Origin of the sequence: Roseiconus nitratireducens (assembly GCF_008629675.1) — a bacterium.
Lineage (GTDB): Bacteria > Planctomycetota > Planctomycetia > Pirellulales > Pirellulaceae > Stieleria > Stieleria nitratireducens.
The window spans coordinates 132,017-153,178 of the sequence record NZ_VWOX01000012.1; the positions used below are offsets into that span (position 1 = coordinate 132,017).

A 21,162-nucleotide genomic window follows, 5' to 3' on the forward strand; every position below is an offset into this window, starting at 1 on the left:
GGACTTGTCGGGCGAGGCAGACAGTTTACTCGCTCGGTCCAAAAAGTCTTTGGCTGATCCATCTCTGTTGACCCGGATTTCAGACGCGTCGATGTCGGCGCCAGGCGATTTCCACGCTCTGGTCAGCGTGGCTAAGTCAAAGCGTTCGGACCTTTTCCACGCTCTGGCGAGCGTGGCTACGTCCTGGTGCCTGCATCTTCCACGCTTTGGCGAGCGTGGCGACGCCGTCACGCCTCTTCCGACTTTTCTTCGTTCTTGTACTGATCCAGACGCCGATACAAGGTCCTCGCACCGATCCCCAGAATCTTGGCAGCTTCTTCGCGATTGTCGTTGGTCAGCTTCAACGTCTCTTCAATCGCCCACCGCTCGATCACGCTCAACGGTTGCCCGATCAGCCCCGAATCTCCGCCGCCTGTCATCGCCGGCGGCGGATCTTCCACCGTGGGAGCCACATCCAGATCGTCGTCGACCAGTTCCGGCGGCAGATCGTCCAGATCCAGCTTGCCATCGGTATCCAGCACGACCATCATTTCGACAAAGTTTCGCAGTTCGCGAACGTTGCCGGGCCAATCGTAAGCAAAAAACCGCTTGGTGACGGCGGGCGTGAAATGGGCGGTGGGTTTTCCATGCCGCCGCAAGAACATCTTGCGAAAGTGGTCCATCAGCGGAATCACGTCTTCTCGACGCTCGCGAACCGGCGGTATTTCGACCGTCACCACCTTCAATCGGAAGTACAGGTCGCTGCGGAACGTCCCGGCTTCGATCATTTCCTCCAAGGGACGGTTGGTGGCGGAAACCAGACGCACGTTGACCTTGATCGGCTTGTTGTCGCCGACTCGCGTGATTCGGCTCTCCTCCAACACGCGCAGCAACTTGATTTGCGTGCTCGCCGGCATGTCGCCGACTTCGTCCAAAAACAGGGTGCCGCCGTTGGCATATTCAAAGGCGCCCACGCGATCCGCATCGGCACCGGTGAACGCGCCTTTGACGTGCCCAAACAGCTCACTTTCCACCAGGTTTTCGGCGATGGCTCCGGTGTTGATCGCGACGATGCTCTTGTTCCGGCGCGGACTGTTCTGGTGGATCGCCTGGGCGATCACTTCCTTGCCGGTCCCGTTTTCGCCGGTGATCAGCACGGTCGCGTCGGTGGGCGCGATGCGGCGCAGCCGATCGATCACCTGCTGCATCTTCTTGCTGGCGTAGACGATGCCTTCGAAACCGAAGCGTTCGTCCAGCCGCGACATCAGCTCGGTGTTCTGACGCCGCAGGCTGACCGCACCGACAGCCTTTTCAACGATCGCCCGCAAGCGGCTGGGCGTGATCGGCTTTTCCAAGAAATTGAAGGCGCCCTGCTGCATCGCCTCCACGGCGATCGGCACCGTCGCGTGACCGGTCACCATCACGACTTCCGAATCCGGCAGCCGCTCGCCCGCCAGCTTCAAGATCTTCATCCCGTCGACGTCGTTCATCACCATGTCGGTGATGATGATGTCGAAGGTGTCGCGTTCGATCAGGGTCGCCGCTTCGGGACCGCTGGTGGCGACGGTGCACTTGTAGCCGACTTTTTCCAGACTTTCGGTCATCGCCCTCGCGTGGGCCGCCTCGTTATCGACGACCAACAACCGAAATGACGAAGGGTCGTACTCCGGTTTCCCGGAACCCTTGCTGCTGGAGGGAGCCTCATTCATCGGACCGAATCATTCCGCATATCGGGTTTGCAGCGACTGGACCGTCATCGCGCCTTGTCGTTCGGCCCGCATGGCACGCACCGCGGCTTCGGCCGCCGCGACGGTCGTGATACAGGGCACGCCGTGCTGGACGGCTGCGGCCCGAATCTTTCCTTCGTCGGTGCGGGCGCCCTTTCCGTTGGGCGTGTTCAGGATCAGCGCGACGTCTTCATTTTTCAGATAGTCGATCAAGTTCGGCTGTCCTTCGGCCAATTTCTTGACCCGCGTGACTGGCACGCCGCCGTCCTCGAGCGTTTGCGCGGTCCCGCTGGTGGCCAGGATTTCAAACCCGAGTTCACGCAACTCCTTGCCCAGCTTGACCGCGGCGCTTTTGTGACGCTTGCTCAAACTGACAAAGATCTTGCCTTCGGTCGGCAAGGTGACACCGGCGGCGAGCTGGCTTTTAGCGAACGCCAACTCAAAGCTCTTGCTGATGCCCATCACCTCACCGGTGCTACGCATTTCCGGCCCCAGCACGATGTCGACTCCAGCAAACTTGCGGAACGGGAACACGCTTTCCTTGATCGAGACGTGTTTGGGCAGCGGTTCGGCTGTCACTCCCAGTTCCGACAACTTCATCCCGGCCATGACTTTGGTGGCCACGTTGGCGACGGGAATCCCGGTCGCCTTGGCAACGAACGGCACCGTCCGGCTGGCCCGCGGGTTGACCTCCAGAATGTAGACGGTCGGCGTCCCGTTCTCGGTCTTGATGGCGAATTGGATGTTCATCAGTCCGACCACGTTGAGCGCTTTGGCCAGTTTCAGCGTGGCTTCGCGGAGTTCATCCAGTGTGCCTTCGGAAATTGAAAACGGCGGGATCGCACAGGCCGAGTCACCGCTGTGCACGCCGGCCTCTTCGATGTGTTCCATGATGCCCATGACGACCGCTTGCTCGCCGTCGGCCACCGCATCGACGTCCACCTCAATCGCATCTTCCAGGAAATGATCGATCAACACCGGCTGACCGTCGGCGACGATGAACGCCTCGGCGACGTAGCGTTCGAATTGTGCCTTGTCGTAACAAATCTCCATCGCGCGTCCGCCCAGCACGAAACTGGGGCGGACCAGGGCGGGAAACCCGATCCGCTCGACTTCCTTGCGGGCCTCTTCCATGTTGCGGGCGATGCCGCTGGGCGGTTGCCGCAAACCCAATTCATTGATCAACGCTTGGAACCGTTCCCGGTCTTCGGCCGCCTCGATCGTTTCGACCGCGGTCCCGATGATCGGCACGCCGGCGTCTTTCAATCCGCGAGCCAGGTTCAACGGCGTCTGGCCGCCGAACTGCACGATCACGCCGTCGGGCTGGGTTGCATCGCAAATGTTCAGAACGTCTTCGATCGTCAACGGCTCGAAGAACAAGATGTCCGACGTGTCGTAGTCGGTGCTGACCGTTTCCGGGTTGCTGTTGACCATGATCGATTCATAGCCCATTTCGCGGAGTGCGAAACTGGCGTGGCAGCAGCAGTAATCGAACTCGATTCCCTGACCGATGCGGTTCGGACCGCCGCCCAAAATGACCACCCGCTTCTTTTCGGTCCGCGGCGGCAGTTCGTCCTCGGTTTCGTAAGTGCTGTAGTAATACGGCGTGTAGGCTTCAAATTCCGCCGCACAAGTATCGACACTCTTGAACACGGGGCGAATGCCCTGATCCAGCCGGTGCTTGCGGACCTTCAATTCGGTGGACCCGAGCATCTGAGCCAGCTGTCGATCGGAAAAACCGCTTCGTTTGGCTTCCAACATCTGTTCGGGGCCGAGTTGGTCGACCGTCGAAAGCGCCCGAATCTCGTCTTCCTGTTCGATGATTTGCGAAATGTGATCCAGGAACCAGGGATCGATGTGCGTGATGGCGTGCAGTTGCTCGATCGACATGCCCGACTTGAGCGCGTACCGGACGTAGAAAATGCGTTCGGCATTAGGCGTGTTCAATTTTGCCAGGATCGTGTCTTGATCGGGCTGGTCTTCGGTGCCCCAAAGATCCCGGCCGTCGCTGCCCAGTCCGAACGCGCCGACTTCCAGCCCCCGCAGCGCCTTTTGCAAGGATTCCCGGAAGGACCGACCGATCGCCATCGTCTCCCCGACGCTCTTCATTTGCGTCGTCAACGTCGCGTCGGCTTCGGGGAACTTTTCGAAGGCGAACCGTGGCATCTTGGTGACCACGTAATCGATGGTCGGCTCGAAGCATGCTTTGGTTTCTTTGGTGATATCGTTGGGCAGTTCCCAAAGCCGGTAGCCGACCGCCAACTTGGCGGCAATCTTGGCGATCGGAAATCCGGTTGCCTTGCTGGCCAGCGCACTGGAGCGGCTGACCCGCGGATTCATCTCGATCACGATCATCCGACCGGTCTTCGGCTCGATGGCAAACTGAATGTTGCTGCCACCGGTCTCAACGCCGATCTCGCGGATCACCGCCAGCGAAGCATCACGCATCCGCTGGTATTCTTTGTCGGTTAGGGTTTGCGCCGGCGCGACGGTGATCGAATCTCCCGTGTGCACGCCCATCGGATCCAAATTTTCGATCGCGCAGATGATCACGACGTTGTCGTCCCGATCGCGCATCACCTCCATCTCGTATTCTTTCCAACCGATGATGGATTCTTCGATCAGCACTTCCCGGACCGGTGACTGGTCCAATCCGCTTTTGACCAGGGCGTCAAAGTCGCCCTTGTTGTAAGCGATCGCGCTGCCGCTTCCGCCCATCGTAAAACTCGGTCGCACGACCGTCGGAAGTCCGACGTCCGCCATGGCTTCGCGGGCCTCTTCCAGCGAATGAACGATGTGCCCCTTGCAAACGTCCAGACCGATTTTTTCCATCGCGGATTTGAACCGGTCTCGCTCCTCGGCTTTGGCGATCACATCCTCGTTGGCAGCGATCATCTCCACGCCGTGCTTTTTCAACACGCCGTTGGACGCCAAATCCATCGCGACGTTCAGCCCGGTCTGGCCGCCCAGGGTCGGCAGCAGCGCGTCGGGCTTCTCCTGCTCGATCACTTTTTCGACCATCTGCCACGTCAGCGGCTCGATGTAGGTCGAATCCGCGGTCGCCGGATCCGTCATGATCGTCGCGGGGTTGCTGTTGACCAAAACGACCTCGTAGCCCTCTTCGCGGAGCGCTTTGCACGCCTGAGTCCCCGAATAATCGAACTCACACGCTTGGCCGATGACGATCGGCCCGCTGCCAATCAGAAGAATTTTTTTGATGTCGTCGCGTCTTGGCACGTCTACTACCGGTTAGAAACGGGAATACCTTCCAAATTTCAGGAAGAATATCAGATCGACCACCGGGTTGCGTAGGACGGGGGGCGCCAGATTTTTCCCTCCGGTGCCACCGCAACGTCCATTCGACATCGATCTCGCGAGGGAAAACCGCGGCCGCGGCGGACTCAAATCGCGAATCGAGCCGCCGAGGAGATTGCCGAGCAGATCGCCGGTCAAACCGGCTCGACTACCGTCACATCTTCGGTCGGTGTCGTCTTTCCCGCCACACCAGTGGCCGCCTTGGATCGATCCCAGAACGTCGCGAAGAACAACACGGCGACCGCCAAGGCCAGCCCCGCCGGCATCAACCAGAATTCAGCCGCGCTCGCTGCCCAACCCGCCTTTGTGGTCGGGTTAAGCCCGATATAGTCGCCCCAAGGTCCGTGCAACAGGTTGCCAACCAGCATCCCCGCTCCGTAGGTCAACAATCCCAACAGGGCTTGAGCACTGGTGCGAATCTCCGGTGGCGAACTGCGGTCGGTATACAGCTGGCCGGTGACAAAGAAAAAGTCGTAGCAGATGCCGTGCAACAAAATTCCAAGCACCAACATCGACGGCGTTCCCGGCATCAAGCCGAACAGTGCGTACCGCAACGCCCACGCCAGCATGCCGACCAGCAACATCCATTTCACGCCCAATCGCACCAGAAAGAACGGGACCAGGGCCATGAAAAAGATTTCGCTGACCTGGCCCAACGCCATCACCCCCGCGCTGGAACTGCCGAAGGCCATTTTCTCCACGAAGTCATACGTGCGGGCGTAGTAGAACGCCAACGGAATGCAAATCAGGAACGAACAGATCGCGAACACCAGGTAGCTGGGGTTGCGGAACAGGCGGATCGCATCCAACCCCATCATGTTGGAAAGGCTGAACGGCGCGTCCCGACCCTGCGGCGGCGATTTGGGCAGCGTGAAGCTGTACAGCCCGTAGACGAATCCGACCACCGCTGAGATTCGGAGCGGCCAATTCGTGCTTCCCGCGTTCTCCACACCGGGCAACACCGGGATCGGCAGCAGCCCAAACAGCGATTCCGAAATCACCAGGCCGGAGACGATCCAGCCGATCGTTCCCCACAACCGGATCTTGGGGAATTCGTCTTCAATGCTCGACACGTTCTGGAACGTGATCGCGTTGACCAACGCCAGCGTGGGCATGTAGCACAAGAAGAAGGCCATCATGACCCAGTAGAACTGAGTCGGTGATTCCGTGATCGTGCTGCACCACCACAGCATCGCCGCACCGACAATCTGCAGCACCCCGTTGATGTATTCCTTGTTGATCAGCCGGTCGGCCACGAAGCCGACGATGATCGGAGCGAAGATGGCGGCCCACGTTTGCGTCGAATACACGTCGCCGATGATGGTGTTCAGGTTTTCTTCGTCAGCGAAGATCTGCTGCAAGTAACTCGTCATCGGGACGAAAAATGCCCCCCAGACGAAGAACTCCAGGAACATCATCACATTCAGACGTAATTTCGTGGACATCGGCGACAATCAGCGTTCGGGGACAATTCGGAAATGATCCGGCAGGCGACATGATAGCGTGTGATGCGGGTCGTTTGGACACCGACATCACTCTCCGTCGCCTCATCTTCCGCTCCCTTGGAAAGCCTTGGGATCGACACAAGTTCAAACTCTCGAAATCAACCTGTCCCCTCCGCTCGCGGGAGAGTGAACTGAGTTGTGGCCCGCATCAGCTTTCGCACACATGCGTTTCGCCCCGTGACGCCGACCGCGGTGAAGCATTGCCCGTCTGGACGGTTAACCCGACAATCACTTGATGTCAGCTTCCGCGTGTCGGCATCAAGGCATTCGCCGGTCCCCCATCGCCCTCGGATGCTCCGCGACCGGATGACGTCCCGCCGACAGAACCTTTTCAACAACATGCCCGGATCCCCCAAACAACCGAAACCGTGCGAGTTGTGCGGACGCCTGACCCGCCGGGGAACCACCGAACATCACCTGATCCCCCGTCGCTGCCACCGCAACAAATGGTTTAAAAAACGGTTCACCCGTGCTCAAATGCAGCGCACCATTTCATTGTGCCACGATTGCCACCAGGCGATTCATCGGTTCGTGCCCAGGGAGAAGGACCTGGGACGCTACCACAACACCGTGGCGACCCTGATGGAACACGAGCAGATCGGTCGGTTCGTCGCCTGGGTGCGGGATCGAAAGTAGACAGCAGCCCGACAGGCCAATCGATGGACCGCAACGAAGACCAGACCGCAGGCCGCGAGGACGATCCCGGGGACGACGAATCGTTTGGCGAATTCTCGCTGGAGGATCTCGGAACCGCCTACGCTCGCGCCGCTGCGGCACACGACCCGGAATCCTTCGCCGCGCCGCAGCAGGAAGGGCCCGAGTCCGATTCGGCGCAACCCGAACAGGATGAGGATGCGGAATCGGAGACCCTGCCGGACGATGCACCGGATGCCGTCCATCCCGAAGGCATCATCGAGGCGGCGCTCTTTGTGGGGCACCCGGAGAACGAACCGTTTACCGCCGACCGCTTGGCGTCGCTGATGCGGAACGTCTCTGCGGAGGAAGTGGTCGAAATGATCGATTCCCTGAACGCGTCCTACAAGCAGACCCGGCAAGCGTTTCGGATCGTCGAAGACGAACAAGGCTACCGATTGACGATTGCCCCCGCCGTTGAAAACGTTCGGCAATCCTTTCTGGGCCGGGTCCGCGAGGCGCGGCTCAGCCAAGCCGCCGTGGAAGTCCTGGCGTTGGTTGCCTATCAACCCGGCGTCACCGCTCAAACCGTTCAAGACCAGCGGGGACGCGAAAGCGGCACCCTGTTGAACCAGTTGGTTCGCCGCCGGCTGCTGGAGATGAAACGTGAAACGCCCGCCGATGGCGGACGCAAAGTCCCGCACTACTATCCCGCCGAACGATTCCTGACGCTCTTCGGACTGGAATCGATCGAAGACCTGCCGATGGTCGACGAAAGCTTCTTCGGCAGCGAGTAGCGTCCCTCAGGGCAAGACTTCCACCGTGATCGGATGCGAGGTCAAACCGCCCTCGACGCCCGCGGTCAGGAAGAAGGATCGTTTTCCCGGCACGGCGGTCTCGTCCGCGGTCAAAAAGAATTCTCGCTCGGTTGCATCGGCCAGAATCAGCAATCCGTTCAACCCGATGTTGTCCACGTACACGCCCTGGCTGGCATTCCGTCCGGAGAACTCTTTGCCGAACGACACCTCGTTGTTGAATCCTTCCTTGCGGTCGATCGCGACGCGCGCCGAAACCGTCTGACCACGCGGGACCTGCAGCGTCCAGTTTTCATAAGTCCCGACCTCGCTTCCGAGCGGAACGATCCTGGGGACCACCGATGGGGTCGCAGGATCGAAGGCCAACTCGCCGACGGTACCGACATTGCGTTCAACTCGTTTTCCGTTGATCATGGCCCAGGCTTTGACGCGTGGCTCGATCGTGTCATCCCAACCGGTCTCGTTCGGACCGGCCCAAATCATTCCCACCGCGTACGCTTGGCCTTCCTGGACGGTCACGGGAAAATTGCTGGACAAGCGATCGGGCAACCCTTCCAGTTCAAACGTCACCGGCCCCTGGTAGCCGTCGACGCGATCGACGGTGACCTTGCATTCACGTCCGGTTGCCGGACGCAGCGGCTTGCCGATCTTTTCAACGCGCGGCTCGAAACCGGGTTCGGCGGGACGAATCGCCAGCCGGTACCCATACTCCGCACCGCCTTCCCCACGGGTGTCGGTCACTCGCACGCGATACAAGCCGTCCTCCGGAGCGGTGAAGAGCAACCGACTGTCCTTGCCATGCTTCCGGAACGGATCGTCGTCGTTCTCATAGGTGATGTCAAACACCGGCAACCCGTTGGCAAGCGGCGTCGCCCCGCGAGGCAACGGACGCACGATGTAGGCCGGTTCGCCCAACGCGTGCGTTGTCCCGCTGGTCCCGAAATAGGTCCAACGAGTCCCTTCACCCGGATAGACGTTGAACCCCGAATCGGGTCCGCGGGGATGCATCCACAACCGACTGACTTCGCCGCCGGCGTACAGGTATTCGCTTAGTTTCATCTCCTGCCAATTGAAGATCCGAAAGTCTCCCACTTGCGTGCTGTCTTTGCCGCGGAACGTGAAATACGAATCACGGACCGCCTGCAAGCGGACGCGTGTCACCGGAACGCCGGCGGCATCGGTCACCGTCACGATCGGATCCAGACGACCGGAATCGACGTGATCGGCGTCGATGGCCCACACTTCGCCACGGTTGGCCGGCCAGCGATAGACGTCGACTTCGCCGGGTTCCGAGATCACACCCTCGATCACCACGTGGCGCTCCACGTCCAACACCAGCGAAGAAGCGTTCTCTGACGTTGTCGCCCCGGCATCCTGATCCAAACTCTGTGGCAAGTTCGTGGCCATGGATTGCCGCAGCTTCGTTTCGGTCAGCGACGCGGGATCGCCGAGATCCATGTACACGGTCCGCAGGTCCGACTCCGGAGCCGTCGTCCCCGTGTTTTCCAACGTCGGGACGTCCCGCCGGACGACTTCACCGCTCATCAGCGACACCGTGACGGTTTTCCCATCCGGAGAAAACACGAGGTCGGTCGCCGATTCGCCCAGTGGTTCCAACGAAGCCACCGGCTGCCAGTCCGCTGTGCGGATAACTTTCAGATTGCCACTTTGCGCAATCGTGACCAACGCATCGCCGTTTGGAGAAATGGCGAAATTGACGATCGGCGTTTCATCGACAAAGCGTGTCGCGACCAGCGGGTTGATCCTTGCCCGGTCCACGGAAACCAGTCTCCAAACTCGCAGCCGGTTGTCCCCGCTGCCGGCAACCACAAAGCGACCGTCCGCGGTCACCGCAATCGACAACACCTCGCCTTCGGGTTGGCTGAGCGTGTCCAGTCGCTGCCCGTCGGCGACCCGCCAAACCTTCGCCGTTTCATCGGCGCACGCGCTGACCAGGATCTTGTCGTCCGGTGAAAACGCCAAGTCAAAGATCGCACCGTTGTGCCCTTTCAGCTCTCGCAGCGGTTCGCCCGTTGCCGCGTCCCAAAGAACGATGACCCGGTCGTATCCCGCCGTCGCGATCAAGGACCGATCGTGAGAGAACGTGGCCGCGTAAAGCGTGTCCCGGTGTCCGACCAATTCGCGCACCAGCTTTCCATCGCCGACTTCATAGATCGCCGCCCGGCCGTAGGCTCCGGTCAATCCAGATGCCGCCAGCAACTGCTTCGAATCGGGCGAGAACACGAGTGAATTGATTTTTCCCAGATCCGTGTCGGTGATCGTTGTCACCTCTTGGCCCGAACCCGAAACTTCGATCTCTCCAAAACGTCCCCGCGCGGTCCACCGTCCGTCCGGCGAGATCGCGATCGCGGTGATCGGCGAACTGCCCTCAAAGGTCGGCTTGATTTTGGGAGTCCGAAGCTGGCGTTTGACCGGCAGATCACCCTCCGGCCCATTTGCCCCCTGCTCAATCCAAGCGGCCAGCGTTGCCAATTCCTGCTCATCCGGTCCTTCGGCATCGTCGGGTGGCATCACCGGATCCAGCTTCCCGCTGGCCATCAACAGCAAGCGACTGCTACCCGGGGTGCCCGGCGTGATGGCAGAACCCGAATCGCCTCCCCGGATCAAACCGTCAAACGCGTCCATCACCAATCCGCCTTGGGCGTCATCGGTGTTGTGGCAGCCGACGCAGTACATCTCCAGGATCGGATAAACGTCGCGGGCATAGTCGACTCGGTCGGCAGCGAAACCAGCGACCGATGAAAGCGTTGCCAGCAGGGAGAACAGCAGCAGACGAACAGCCATGGACAGACCGGAAAGGCGGGTGGGGGGAGCGGCGGGAAGGACGGTTCAGTTTAACCCAGATCCCACCGGACCGTTGCGCCGGAAAATGTCAGGTGCCGCATTCTCGATCGCGGGTCTCAATCGGGACGCCGTCCGATCAGCTGATCGAATGCGGTTCGCAGGCGGCGGTAGATCGGCCCGGCCGTGCGCGTGGGTCCGGCGTCCACCGAATTGGCGAACCACACGCCGCAACTGGTCCCGGTCAGCAACACTTCGGCGGCTTGTTTCAGCTGGTCCGGCGTGATCCGCGACTCGCGAAACGGAACGTCCAGTTGCGCGGCCAATTCCCGCACCACCTGCAACGAAACGCCAGGCAGAATCTGGTCCGCCGGCGGGGAAATCAATGCGCCGCGATCGACGACCAGCACGTTGCAGATCCCCGTCTCGGTGACGCTGCCGTCCTGATCGACCAGAATCCCCAACGCTCCTGGCACCGCCGCCGCGGCGGCGCTATCGGCCAGGTAGTAGTGCAATCGGCATCGCACCTTGATGTCGCGGGGCCAACATTGCGGCGACGGTTGTTGGACGGACGTCACGACGACCGGGCTGCCGTGTTCCATTCGATCCCGCATCGCGGCGGCGTTGATCGGGTACAGATCGGCAATCAGTGTCGGCTGGTCACCCCCAGTGATGCCCGGCGAAGCCAGCAGGAGTGCCCCGAAGGACGGGTTCTGATCAACCCAGCCACGATTACGTCGAATCAATTCATCCAGCAACTCGCACAAGCGATCCTTACTCGGCAATCCCTGAATGTTCAATGCCGTGATCGTGCGCTGCCAGCGCTGCAGATGCCGGTCGCGCTGGAACAGGGTTGCACCATAGGCGCGGATGCGTTCGACGGCCGTGGCCGACTGGGTGACGGCCGCATCCTGAATCGACAGCGACAACTGATCTGAAGGCCGCCAGGATCCGCTATGCCAGGCCCAACGCGACGAACCGTCGGCACCGGTGTCGTCGGAATTCAATTCAGAACTCCATCGGTTCGGTCGCTTGAATCATCTGGGCGAAATCCAGCCCGGCGCGACATCGGCTGTTGTAGTAATCCAATTCGACGTGACGGATCCGAACGCTGGGGGAACAATCGCGGGATTTGACCGGCAACCGACTGCCATCGAACCGCGGGGCAAACGTGGTCGGTCCGGAAAAACCCAAGGCGGTCTCGTGGCGGATTTTTTCCACCAGCCAATACCGCTTCAGAACCGCATCCCGTCGATTGTACATCAGCACCATTTTGGCCATGTTCTGGGTGGCCAGCCGATGCTTTCCGCACTGCGACAACCAGCCCGATCCAAGCGCCGGGGCGACCAGTCCCAACCGGACTTCGGCACCGGTGATCGTGGGCTGGGGAAGCTTGCGTCCGCCCAGATGACCGCCAGCGAGCGCATGCAGCGCGCCGGTCGCGACGCGTCCGCCAAAGCTGTAGCCGATCATCGCCACCGGCAAGGAAGCCGTGATGTGACGGCGCAAAAACCACGCCAGGTACAGCCCTTGGGCGTCGCAGCGATCCGCTTTCTCACGAAAGTCTCGCAGCCCCAAGCCTTCTCGCGCGCTCGGCCAGCTGAAAATCACCCAGTCCACCGGGCCGCCCTGACGACAGGCCCGCACGCGACGGCGGACGCTGTTGCCGCGCTCGATCGATTCGTCAAACTCAATTCGGTTGCCGTGAACGTAGATGACGACCGTCCGCTCGGGGGTCAGCATCGATTCGTAGGTCGCCAGATCGATCGCTTGGAAGCGGTTGCATTCCATCTTCCAAATTCGAAACGCGGGATTCTCCAGCGAGGCACAACACGCGTCGTGAGCCAGATGATGTGTGGAGATGAGAAAGACGCGATCGGGTAGACACGCCAACTCGCCGGTCGCGGTGTCCACGGTCGCGGTGTCCACGCTGCCGGTGTCCATGGCCTCAATGTCCATGGTATCGGTCGGCAGGACCGCAATGTCGGCCCCCGAGATCACGGGTTCGCTGGCGGCCAGGACCGAACTCTGCGGACGTTCCAGCAAAGCCACCTGTTCGGTGGCCGCAGAATTCTCTTCCGGTACATCCTCCGCGGATGCGGCTCGGGAATTCGATTCCTTCTCCACCGCCCCGACCGCCGCGGATTCCACGGCGTTTGCGAAGCGCATCCCGGCATCATCGACCAGCGGCACACAGAAACCCGTGGCGAACAGGATCGTTAGCAGGATTCGCAGCGATGGAAACATCCGCGTCATACGGCAGCCCAAGGAAGCTCGCAAGAATTCAAAGTCAGTGTTGAGGACCGGCAACGAATTGTTGCTGAAAAAAAACGATGTTGCGTTTGCACATCATTCACTGCGTCCTAGTTTTGTTTGGTTCTCAAGCCGAGACCACCGAATACGCTCACTTTGCAAGTCGTGGAATCTCCAATGAACAATCGTATGATGACGGTCCTGATGGCTGCTCTGCTCGTATCAGCGAGCACCGGCTGCACATCGATGAAGAACTTCCTGTTCGGACGGGGTGCCCGTTGCGGACTGTGCAACCGAGTCTCCCTGCCGACGGCGCCTTTCTTGCCGCGGGCCGCCCCCGCCCCGCCGACCTGCAACACGCCGACCTACGTCCAACCGAATTACGGCGGGCCGCAAACCGGTTGCGGGTGCAGCCCGGCTCCCTGCAATAACTCCTGCAACACCGGATCCGGATACGGCCCCGCACCGACGAACAACTGTTACCGCAACGATCCCTATCAAGGCGGCGTGTGCGGATCAGGCACGGTCATGGAAGGCCAACCGATCTACGGCGAGAATTGGCAACCGGCTCCGACGACGCCGGAAGGTTATCGGGCCAATTACGGCGACCCCTATGATACCGGATACAAAGTGGATTCCGACGGCGCACGCATTCTGCACGAAGAACCGCTGCCGCCGGGCGCCATGAACGTCAACTGAGCGACCAAGCGGCCGGGACCCTCGGTCCGCGGGACCGCAACCTTCCACGAATTCGGTCAGCACACTGGCTGCCAGACGACGCGCACCGGATGCGCTTCGTCTGGCAGCCATCCTCGGTTTCCCGACACTGCCCCCAAGCACGCGTTTTCTTCCCTGACGCGCCGGCAGAATCGCATGTCAGTGAGAATCGCGGTAATCTTGCTTGACTGCAGTCACGAAGTGACGACAACTCCGTGCCGTCGGCGTGAGCCGACGGAAACGCCCATCCAAACATCCCCAGCCGCGAAGCGGCGACAGCAACGCCGCCACCGAAAAGAGGGCCCCCCTCCCCTCGCCGACGCTCGACCGTGCTTGAAAAAGTGCATGAAATCAAAATGTACGGCCTCCTTGCGGTACCGCGGAATTAGACGCGAATGCCCTCGAAACACGTAACGCGCGAAGCGCGAGCGTCTAGGAGGGTGAATCGACACCGTCGTCATCTATAATGTGAGTTGGTCAGTGGCCTATTCGCAGCTCCCGGTTCGCGTCGGCACCTGCTTCCGGCCGCCATGCCATCGATCGCTGTTTCGAACCCCAATTCCCCTCTCGGTCGCCTTGCCAATCTCCGCCCCAGCTAGCCAAAAACCTCGCCAAATCTCTCCCGCTTCGTCTCCTGTGCCGGCGGTGTCGATGCGACGCCGTGGATTCCTGAAACAGGGCCTGGCGGCCAGCCTGAGCGCCACCGCGGCGCTGACGACCCGCGCGGCGTCGGCAGAGGTGCTGACGTACGAACCGCAACCGGTGACCCATTGGCGAATCGGGCTGGTCCTGAAAACTCCGGTGACTTGCACCAACGTCTTGGCCACGTTTCCGGTGCCGACGGATTGGCCGGAGCAGAAGGTCACGGTGCGAAACCAGACGGTGGATCCGAAAATCAGTCGCTGGCAGGTCCGCGATCTGGGCGGCGGGACCAAGCAGGTCGTGCTGCAAGCCCAACGCATCCCAGCCGGATCGGAAACCGAAATGCTGTTCGAGGTCGACATCGAACGCGCCCGGATTTTGCCCCCCGAATCCACCGATCAGTTCGTGATCCCGCCCCGGATCTCGCGCGACCTGCGGCTGTACACCGGCAATAGCCCCTTCATCGATGCGTCGCACCGAGCGATCCGCACGGCGGCCGCCGAGATCCAGGAACGCCCGGCGGCCACCGCCTGGGAGCGTGTCGAACAAATCTACGATTTCGTCCGAGACAAAGTCGAATACGTCGAAGGCGATTTAAAAAACGCGTCCCAGGCGTTGGAGGATGGCAAAGGGGACTGCGAAGAAATGACCAGTTTGTTCGTCGCGTTGTGCCGCAACCTGGACATTCCGGCTCGTGTGGTCTGGATCCCGGACCACTGTTACCCGGAGTTCTATCTGGAAGACGGCGAAGGAAACGGCACCTGGTTTCCCTGCCAGGCCGCCGGCACGCGACAATTCGGACGAATGGACGAAACGCGTCCGGTGTTGCAAAAGGGCGATCGGTTCAAGATCCCGGAGAAACGTCAAACCGTCCGCTACGTCTCCGAATTCTTCCAGTGCGATCGGCGCGGCAGCGGGACGCCGGAACCGACCTTCGTCCGCGAAAGTTTCGACGTCTGACCAGGCCGACGCTGTGACGCGCCGACTCGATCTGGACTTTCGCTCCCGGGACGTTTTTTCGACGACGCCTCGCTAGGCGACGCCGTCAGAGAGCGTAAACTGGTCGCCCTCTTGTTCTCCGATCGCGCGATCCGCGCGCCGGCGTTCTGTTGCCAGACATCCCGATGGAGCCGACGATGTTCGATTTGGCCGATTACAAAATCGATGTGACCAACGTCTTCCGCAACGCCTCGCCGGCAACGCTGGTAGAAGAATCGCTCCGCTACGAGAAAGGGGCCACACTGGCCGACACGGGCGCCTTGATCGCCTACTCGGGCGACAAGACCGGGCGGTCACCCAAGGACAAACGCGTGGTCCGACACGCCGATTCGGCCGACGACGTCTGGTGGGGTCCGATCAACATCGGTTTGGACGAAACGGCATTCTTTGTCAATCGCGAACGCGCCATCGATTACCTGAACACCCGCGAGCGGTTGTACGTGGTCGATGCGTTCGCCGGTTGGGATCCGGATTACCGATTGAAGGTCCGGGTGATTTGCGCTCGGCCCTATCACGCGTTGTTCATGCACAACATGTTGATCCGACCGACGAACGAAGAGCTGCAGGATTTTGGTGAACCGGACTGTGTGATTCTGAATGCCGGAGCCTTTCCGGCCAACCGATACACCACCGGGATGACGTCAAAAACCAGCGTCGACCTGAGCCTAGAACGCCGCGAAGTAGTCATTCTGGGCACGCAGTACGCCGGCGAAATGAAGAAGGCGGTGTTCACGCTGATGAACTACCTGATGCCCCGTCAGGAAGTCCTGCCGATGCACTGTTCGGCCACGGCCGCCCGCGACAGCGAGCGATCGTCGATTCTGTTTGGGCTTTCCGGCACCGGCAAGACGACCCTCTCGGCCGACCCCCAACGAGAACTGATCGGCGACGACGAACATTGTTGGACCGACCAGGGGATCTTCAACATCGAAGGCGGCTGCTACGCGAAAGCGATTTACCTGACCGCCGAAGCGGAACCCCAAATCTTTGACGCCCTGCGGTACGGTGCGGTTTTGGAAAACGTGGTGTACGACAAAGCCGATCACCATGTCGACTTTGACGACAGCAGCATCACGGAGAACACGCGCGGTGCCTATCCGATCAATTACATTCCCAACGCACGCATTCCCTGCACGGCGGGGCACCCCAGCGATGTCATTTTTCTGACTTGCGACGCGTTCGGCGTGCTGCCACCGGTCAGTCGGTTGACGCGGGAACAGGCCGAATACCACTTCATCAGCGGCTACACCGCGAAGGTCGCCGGAACCGAGGTGGGCGTCACCGAACCGGAAGCCACGTTTTCGCCGTGCTTTGGCGGTCCCTTTCTGGTCTGGCATCCGGGCAAGTACGCTCAATTGCTTTCCAAACGCATCACCGACCATCACGCCAACGTGTGGCTGATCAACACCGGATGGATCGGCGGAGCCTACGGTGAAGGTCACCGGATCGAACTGAAACACACCCGCACCATCCTGGATGCGATCCACTCCGGGACACTCGCCGACGCCCCGCTGGAGCAGGAAGCCTGGTTCGGTTTGTCGGTGGTCACCGCCTGTCCCGGGGTCCCTGACAAAATCTTGGTCCCGCGGAACACCTGGAAGGACCCCGCGGCCTACGACGCCACGGCGCGAAAGCTGGCCACTCTCTTCCACGACAACTTCAAGAACTTTGCCGACGGCGTCACCAAGGCCGTCCTGGCAGCCGGACCGGCGGCGCAGGGATCTGGCGTCTGATCAGGTCTCGCAAAGCGACATTTCCCCTCCGGCCAGAAAGCGACGAGTCTCTCCTACCTTGGCTGCGCAATTCTGCGTTAGCCACTCGGCGTTAGCCGTGGGTTTTCTCGCCTCAATCGGCGGCTAGCGCCTTGCCGCTCCTTGCACTGCCAATCACGGTGTTTTTGAATCTAAGTGGCGTTGTCCCGCTTGCCGCGAAGCAGCCACAGCAACAGCATCGCCGATCTTCGCCCCCAGTCACGAAGTGACGACAGCCTCCCTGCCGTCGGCGCAAGCCGACGGTTACCGCCTGCCAATTCCGCCAGCCGCGAAGCGGCGACAGCAATCCGGAGCACGGCCACCCCAGCAACACCGGCAACCCAGCAAACGTCTTTCCGTCACCCACCCAGCTGCCGGCTCCAGACCGATCCGACTTGACGCCTCCCCCCGGATTTTGCTCCAAGCACCCTGTCGGCTGGCCCCAGGTGTCCTCAAACAAACAGGAAACGACGTGTCCCGAAAAACCAAAGCTCAAGCGAATCAACTCGCGTTGGCGCGGGAACTGTTTGCGGCACTCGCAGAAAAGCTGGACAGTCGGATTTCGATCCGGTTGTGGGACGGATCGGTGGTTCCGCTCGGCCACGACCCACAACCAGGCGTGGAACTCTCCATCGCCGATCCGGGCGTGATCGGATCGCTGGTTCGTCGACCAACCCCTGACAACCTGATAGCCCATTACGCACAAGGCCACCTGGACTTTCATGGAACGGACCTCGTCTCGTTCATGGAGCTGGCCCGGGTCAAGGGATCGCGGCGGCGATCACGCTCCATTTCCAAGTCCCTGATCGCCCGTGTCGCACTGGGGTTCGCCTTCGCGAAAAAAACGGAAGCATCAAACGAGCTCCGGTTCGGAAGCGAGGACCGCCGACTCCCGAACAAGCCGGCCGACAATCGCGCCTTCATCCAGTTTCATTACGACGTCAGCAACGACTTTTACAAGTTGTTTCTCGACAACGAGATGGTCTACAGCTGCGCTTACTTCCGCGACTGGAACGAGAGCCTGGAGCAGGCCCAGCAAAACAAGCTGGACATGATTTGCCGCAAACTCCGGCTGCAACCCGGCGATCGTCTGTTGGACATCGGCTGTGGTTGGGGCGCTCTGCTGTGTCACGCGGCGGAACACTACGGTGTGACGGCCCACGGCGTGACCCTCTCCGACGCGCAACTGGAGATCACCCGGAAAAAAATCGCCGAACGGGGTCTCAGCGGGCGCGTCACGGCCGAGCTTCGCGACTACATCGACCTCGGCGGCAAGTTTGACAAGGTCTCGTCGATCGGGATGGCCGAACACGTGGGCATCGACAACCTGCCGGCCTACATGAACAAGATTCGTTCGCTGCTGGTCCCCGGCGGCCTGTTTCTGAACCACGCCATCACTCGGCCCGCGAAGCGGACGCAAAAAGCGTTTCGACGCAATTCGGCCGAGCGCCGCTTGCTGACTAAGTACGTTTTTCCGGGCGGCGAACTGGACCACCAGGGGCACGTTTTGGATTGCATGGAGTCCACCGGATTCGAAGTGCATGACGTCGAGGGCTGGCGTGACCACTATGGACTGACCTGCCGCCATTGGGCAGAGCGTCTGCAAGCCAATCGTGATCAGGCGATTGCGATGGTGGGCGAAGAAAAGTACCGGATGTGGATTCTGTATTTGGCCGGCGTCTGCATGGCGTTGACCGATGGCACCGCCAGAATCTTTCAAACCGTGGCCTCCAACCGCGTTGAAAAAGGACACTCCGGGATGCCGCCGACACGCGAACATCTGTACGCGGATCATGCGGCCCGGCGGGCTGCATGAGAGAAGTCCCCCTGTGACCTGACCGTCGTGCATCAGGAATTCACCTGCACTCCGCGAGGATCAAAGGCGAGGCACGAACTCCAGTCGCGAAGTGACAACGGCCCCCTGCCGTCGGCGTAAGCCGCCCACACCGCGGAGATTCCAGTCGCCAAGCGACGACAGCCCCCTGCCGTCGGCGTCAGCCGACGGACACGGCTGCCCCAAACCGCCACCAGCCGCGGAGCGGCGACAGCAACACCGCCAGCGAGAACAGCGGCGATCCCTCTCTGTGTTCGAGCCTCCTTGCCAAGGAGCCTGAACTAGACGGGCACGACCTCCTCGCGGGAAGATGAAGCAACTGGTGTCGATACCAGGGCCTCCAAGACGCGAAGTACTGCCGGGGATCAACGACCTGCGCCAAAGCGTTAAACTGAATCGGCCACCACCGATGCTGCGTTCGCAGGCGCTGCTCACCCCCGTCGACCAGATCTTCTTCCCTTTTCCGGAGCCTGTTCATGCCCACCTTGGTCGGATCCATCTTGCGTCACGGCCTGTTCCGACCACGCCAGACTGCGGTTGTGGATGATCGCGCCGAGTACAGTTATGGGAAGTTGTTGCTGGGAACATGGCACCTTGCCAGCCACATCGAGAAACATACCGACAATCCGCACGTCGGCATCATGCTGCCGCCCAGCGGAAGTTTTCCCATGACGCTGCTGGGCACCTGGTTGCTCAACCGGACCGCCGTCCCGCTGAACTACCTGCTGCGAAAAAACGAATTGCGGTATGTGATCGAAGACAGCGGCATCGACACCCTGTTCACCGTCGGCAAGCTTTTGGAGGTGGTGGGTACCGAAGGCGTGATTCCCGATCACGTCAAAGTCGTTTGCGTCGACGAATTGGATTTCAAGGGCCTCCCGCGGCCACGTTTTCCCCGCGCCGTCGACGCCCAGGACGGCAGCGTGATCTTGTACACCTCGGGGACGAGCGGAAAACCCAAGGGGGTGATGTTGACCGAGGAAAACTTCTTGACCGAGATCAAGGCCATCGACGATGCCGCCCACGGATTGGAAATCAAAACCTTCCTGGGAGTGCTTCCCCAGTTCCACAGTTTCGGCCTGACGGCACTGACCCTTTGGCCGCTCAGCCGGGGCAACAAGATCGTGTACTCGGCCCGCTTCGTGCCGCGAAAGCTCCACAAGCTGATCTGCCAGCACCGCCCCAACGTGTTCTTCGGTGTACCGGCAATGTTCAACGCCATGCTGTCGCTCAAACAAGCCGAGCCGGCCGATTTTGAAAGCCTGAAGTTTTCCGTCGCCGGGGGCGAACCCCTTCCTCGCTCGGTGACCGCCAGCTTGAAGGAGCGATTCCATCTGCAGGTTTACGAAGGCTACGGATTGACCGAAACCGCCCCGGTCACCAATTGCAACGTGCCGGGAAAAATCAAGGAGGGGACCGTTGGCAAAGCGCTGCTGGGCGTGCGGAACGTCATCGTCGATGACGAAGGCAATCAACTGGGCCCCGACCAAGACGGCGAAATCTTGATCGTTGGCAAGAACATCATGAAAGGCTATTACAAGCTGGACCAGCAAACGCACGACGTGATCACGCAGATCAACCTGGACGGAAAGCCCGTGCGGGCTTTCAAAACCGGCGACATCGGCCACCTGGACCGAGACGGTTTCCTGAGCATCACCGGTCGCAAGAAGGAAATGCTGATCGTGTCCGGCGAGAATGTGTTTCCGCGTGAAATCGAAGAGGTGTTGGACCAACACGAATCGGTCAAAGCCTCCGCGATCATCGGTATCAAGAGCGAGCTGCGGGGCGAACTTCCGTTGGCATTTGTGGAGTTGAACGACGGGTACGAACTGGACGAGCAAGCACTCAAGACGTTCTTGCGCGAACACCTCGCACCGTTCAAGGTCCCCAAGGAAATTCGTGCCATCGAAGAACTCCCACGCAACCCGACGGGAAAGATCATGCGACGGGAGCTCAAAGCCTGACGCGTCAAGCGACGTCAGCAGCACCGCGTCAGCGCATCGACCGGCATCTCCAAATGGATCGGAGTGACCTCCAGCCGCGAAGCGGCGACAGCCCCCTGCCGTCGGCGTGAGCCGACGGAACCAGCCATCTCAAACATCCCAGCCGCGAAGCGGCGACGGCAACCTTGCGTCGGCGCGTCGACCGTTAAATCCAAATGAATCGGCGAGACCTCCAGCCGCGAAGCGG

At 60.7% G+C, this 21,162-nt stretch carries 13 protein-coding genes; 7 read left to right on the forward strand and 6 right to left on the reverse strand.

What is annotated here, in order from left to right; genetic code table 11:
* Positions 1 to 227 precede the first annotated feature (227 nt).
* The 3 genes from FYK55_RS20205 to FYK55_RS20215 all read right to left on the reverse strand — a co-directional run bounded on the left by FYK55_RS20205 (position 228) and on the right by FYK55_RS20215 (position 6,466).
* Positions 228 to 1,688 (reverse strand): sigma-54-dependent transcriptional regulator, encoded by a 1,461-nt coding sequence (locus tag FYK55_RS20205; protein ID WP_150078272.1) that lies wholly within the window; start codon positions 1,686 to 1,688, stop codon positions 228 to 230.
* Positions 1,689 to 1,697: 9 nt separating this feature from the next.
* Positions 1,698 to 4,943 carry a carbamoyl-phosphate synthase large subunit gene (gene carB, locus FYK55_RS20210; protein ID WP_150078273.1) on the reverse strand — a complete coding sequence of 1,082 codons (3,246 nt, stop codon included), beginning with the start codon at positions 4,941 to 4,943 and terminating at the stop codon, positions 1,698 to 1,700.
* Between the two features lie 212 nt (positions 4,944 to 5,155).
* Positions 5,156 to 6,466, reverse strand: coding sequence for an MFS transporter (locus FYK55_RS20215; RefSeq protein WP_150078274.1), 1,311 nt, complete (start codon positions 6,464 to 6,466; stop codon positions 5,156 to 5,158).
* Positions 6,467 to 6,832: 366 nt separating this feature from the next.
* Here FYK55_RS20215 and FYK55_RS20220 point away from each other — a divergent pair, with 366 nt between their 5' ends.
* Together FYK55_RS20220 and FYK55_RS20225 are read left to right on the forward strand one after the other, a co-directional pair.
* Entirely contained in the window at positions 6,833 to 7,162 is a 330-nt protein-coding gene (locus tag FYK55_RS20220; RefSeq protein WP_235908840.1) for a hypothetical protein, read from the forward strand.
* Between the two features lie 23 nt (positions 7,163 to 7,185).
* The gene (locus FYK55_RS20225) at positions 7,186 to 7,956 is read left to right on the forward strand and encodes an SMC-Scp complex subunit ScpB (protein ID WP_150078275.1); all 771 of its coding nucleotides are present in this window, start codon (positions 7,186 to 7,188) and stop codon (positions 7,954 to 7,956) included.
* A 6-nt stretch (positions 7,957 to 7,962) separates the two neighbouring features.
* Here FYK55_RS20225 and FYK55_RS20230 read toward each other — a convergent pair whose 3' ends face one another.
* From FYK55_RS20230 to FYK55_RS20240, 3 genes are all read right to left on the reverse strand, one after another.
* A complete protein-coding gene (locus FYK55_RS20230; RefSeq protein ID WP_150078276.1) occupies positions 7,963 to 10,779 on the reverse strand; it encodes a WD40 repeat domain-containing protein in 2,817 nt (938 codons plus the stop codon).
* A 116-nt stretch (positions 10,780 to 10,895) separates the two neighbouring features.
* Positions 10,896 to 11,783, reverse strand: a complete 888-nt coding sequence (locus tag FYK55_RS20235) for an aminotransferase class IV (RefSeq protein WP_150078277.1) — start codon at positions 11,781 to 11,783, stop codon at positions 10,896 to 10,898.
* A 1-nt stretch (position 11,784) separates the two neighbouring features.
* Entirely contained in the window at positions 11,785 to 13,023 is a 1,239-nt protein-coding gene (locus tag FYK55_RS20240) for an alpha/beta hydrolase (protein WP_161604647.1), read from the reverse strand.
* A 183-nt stretch (positions 13,024 to 13,206) separates the two neighbouring features.
* Here FYK55_RS20240 and FYK55_RS20245 point away from each other — a divergent pair, with 183 nt between their 5' ends.
* From FYK55_RS20245 to FYK55_RS20265, 5 genes are all read left to right on the forward strand, one after another.
* The gene (locus FYK55_RS20245; protein WP_150078279.1) at positions 13,207 to 13,728 is read left to right on the forward strand and encodes a hypothetical protein; all 522 of its coding nucleotides are present in this window, start codon (positions 13,207 to 13,209) and stop codon (positions 13,726 to 13,728) included.
* 669 nt (positions 13,729 to 14,397) lie between these two features.
* Positions 14,398 to 15,348: a transglutaminase-like domain-containing protein gene (locus FYK55_RS20250; protein WP_150078280.1), complete on the forward strand. Its 951-nt coding sequence runs from the start codon at positions 14,398 to 14,400 to the stop codon at positions 15,346 to 15,348.
* 176 nt (positions 15,349 to 15,524) lie between these two features.
* Positions 15,525 to 17,120 carry a phosphoenolpyruvate carboxykinase (ATP) gene (gene pckA / locus FYK55_RS20255; protein ID WP_235908841.1) on the forward strand — a complete coding sequence of 532 codons (1,596 nt, stop codon included), beginning with the start codon at positions 15,525 to 15,527 and terminating at the stop codon, positions 17,118 to 17,120.
* A 490-nt stretch (positions 17,121 to 17,610) separates the two neighbouring features.
* Positions 17,611 to 18,954: an SAM-dependent methyltransferase gene (locus FYK55_RS20260; RefSeq protein WP_150078282.1), complete on the forward strand. Its 1,344-nt coding sequence runs from the start codon at positions 17,611 to 17,613 to the stop codon at positions 18,952 to 18,954.
* A gap of 494 nt (positions 18,955 to 19,448) precedes the next feature.
* The gene (locus FYK55_RS20265; RefSeq protein WP_150078283.1) at positions 19,449 to 20,936 is read left to right on the forward strand and encodes a class I adenylate-forming enzyme family protein; all 1,488 of its coding nucleotides are present in this window, start codon (positions 19,449 to 19,451) and stop codon (positions 20,934 to 20,936) included.
* Positions 20,937 to 21,162: the final 226 nt, after the last annotated feature.

Coding starts and splice junctions, on each gene's coding strand:
- FYK55_RS20265 (WP_150078283.1), top strand. CDS start 19,449: ATGCCCACCTTGGTCGGATCCATCTTGCGTCACGGCCTGTTCCGACCA.
- FYK55_RS20240 (WP_161604647.1), bottom strand. CDS start 13,023: ATGTTTCCATCGCTGCGAATCCTGCTAACGATCCTGTTCGCCACGGGT.
- FYK55_RS20225 (WP_150078275.1), top strand. CDS start 7,186: ATGGACCGCAACGAAGACCAGACCGCAGGCCGCGAGGACGATCCCGGG.
- FYK55_RS20230 (WP_150078276.1), bottom strand. CDS start 10,779: ATGGCTGTTCGTCTGCTGCTGTTCTCCCTGCTGGCAACGCTTTCATCG.
- FYK55_RS20245 (WP_150078279.1), top strand. CDS start 13,207: ATGAACAATCGTATGATGACGGTCCTGATGGCTGCTCTGCTCGTATCA.
- FYK55_RS20250 (WP_150078280.1), top strand. CDS start 14,398: ATGCGACGCCGTGGATTCCTGAAACAGGGCCTGGCGGCCAGCCTGAGC.
- FYK55_RS20205 (WP_150078272.1), bottom strand. CDS start 1,688: ATGAATGAGGCTCCCTCCAGCAGCAAGGGTTCCGGGAAACCGGAGTAC.
- pckA (WP_235908841.1), top strand. CDS start 15,525: ATGTTCGATTTGGCCGATTACAAAATCGATGTGACCAACGTCTTCCGC.
- FYK55_RS20220 (WP_235908840.1), top strand. CDS start 6,833: ATGACGTCCCGCCGACAGAACCTTTTCAACAACATGCCCGGATCCCCC.
- FYK55_RS20215 (WP_150078274.1), bottom strand. CDS start 6,466: ATGTCCACGAAATTACGTCTGAATGTGATGATGTTCCTGGAGTTCTTC.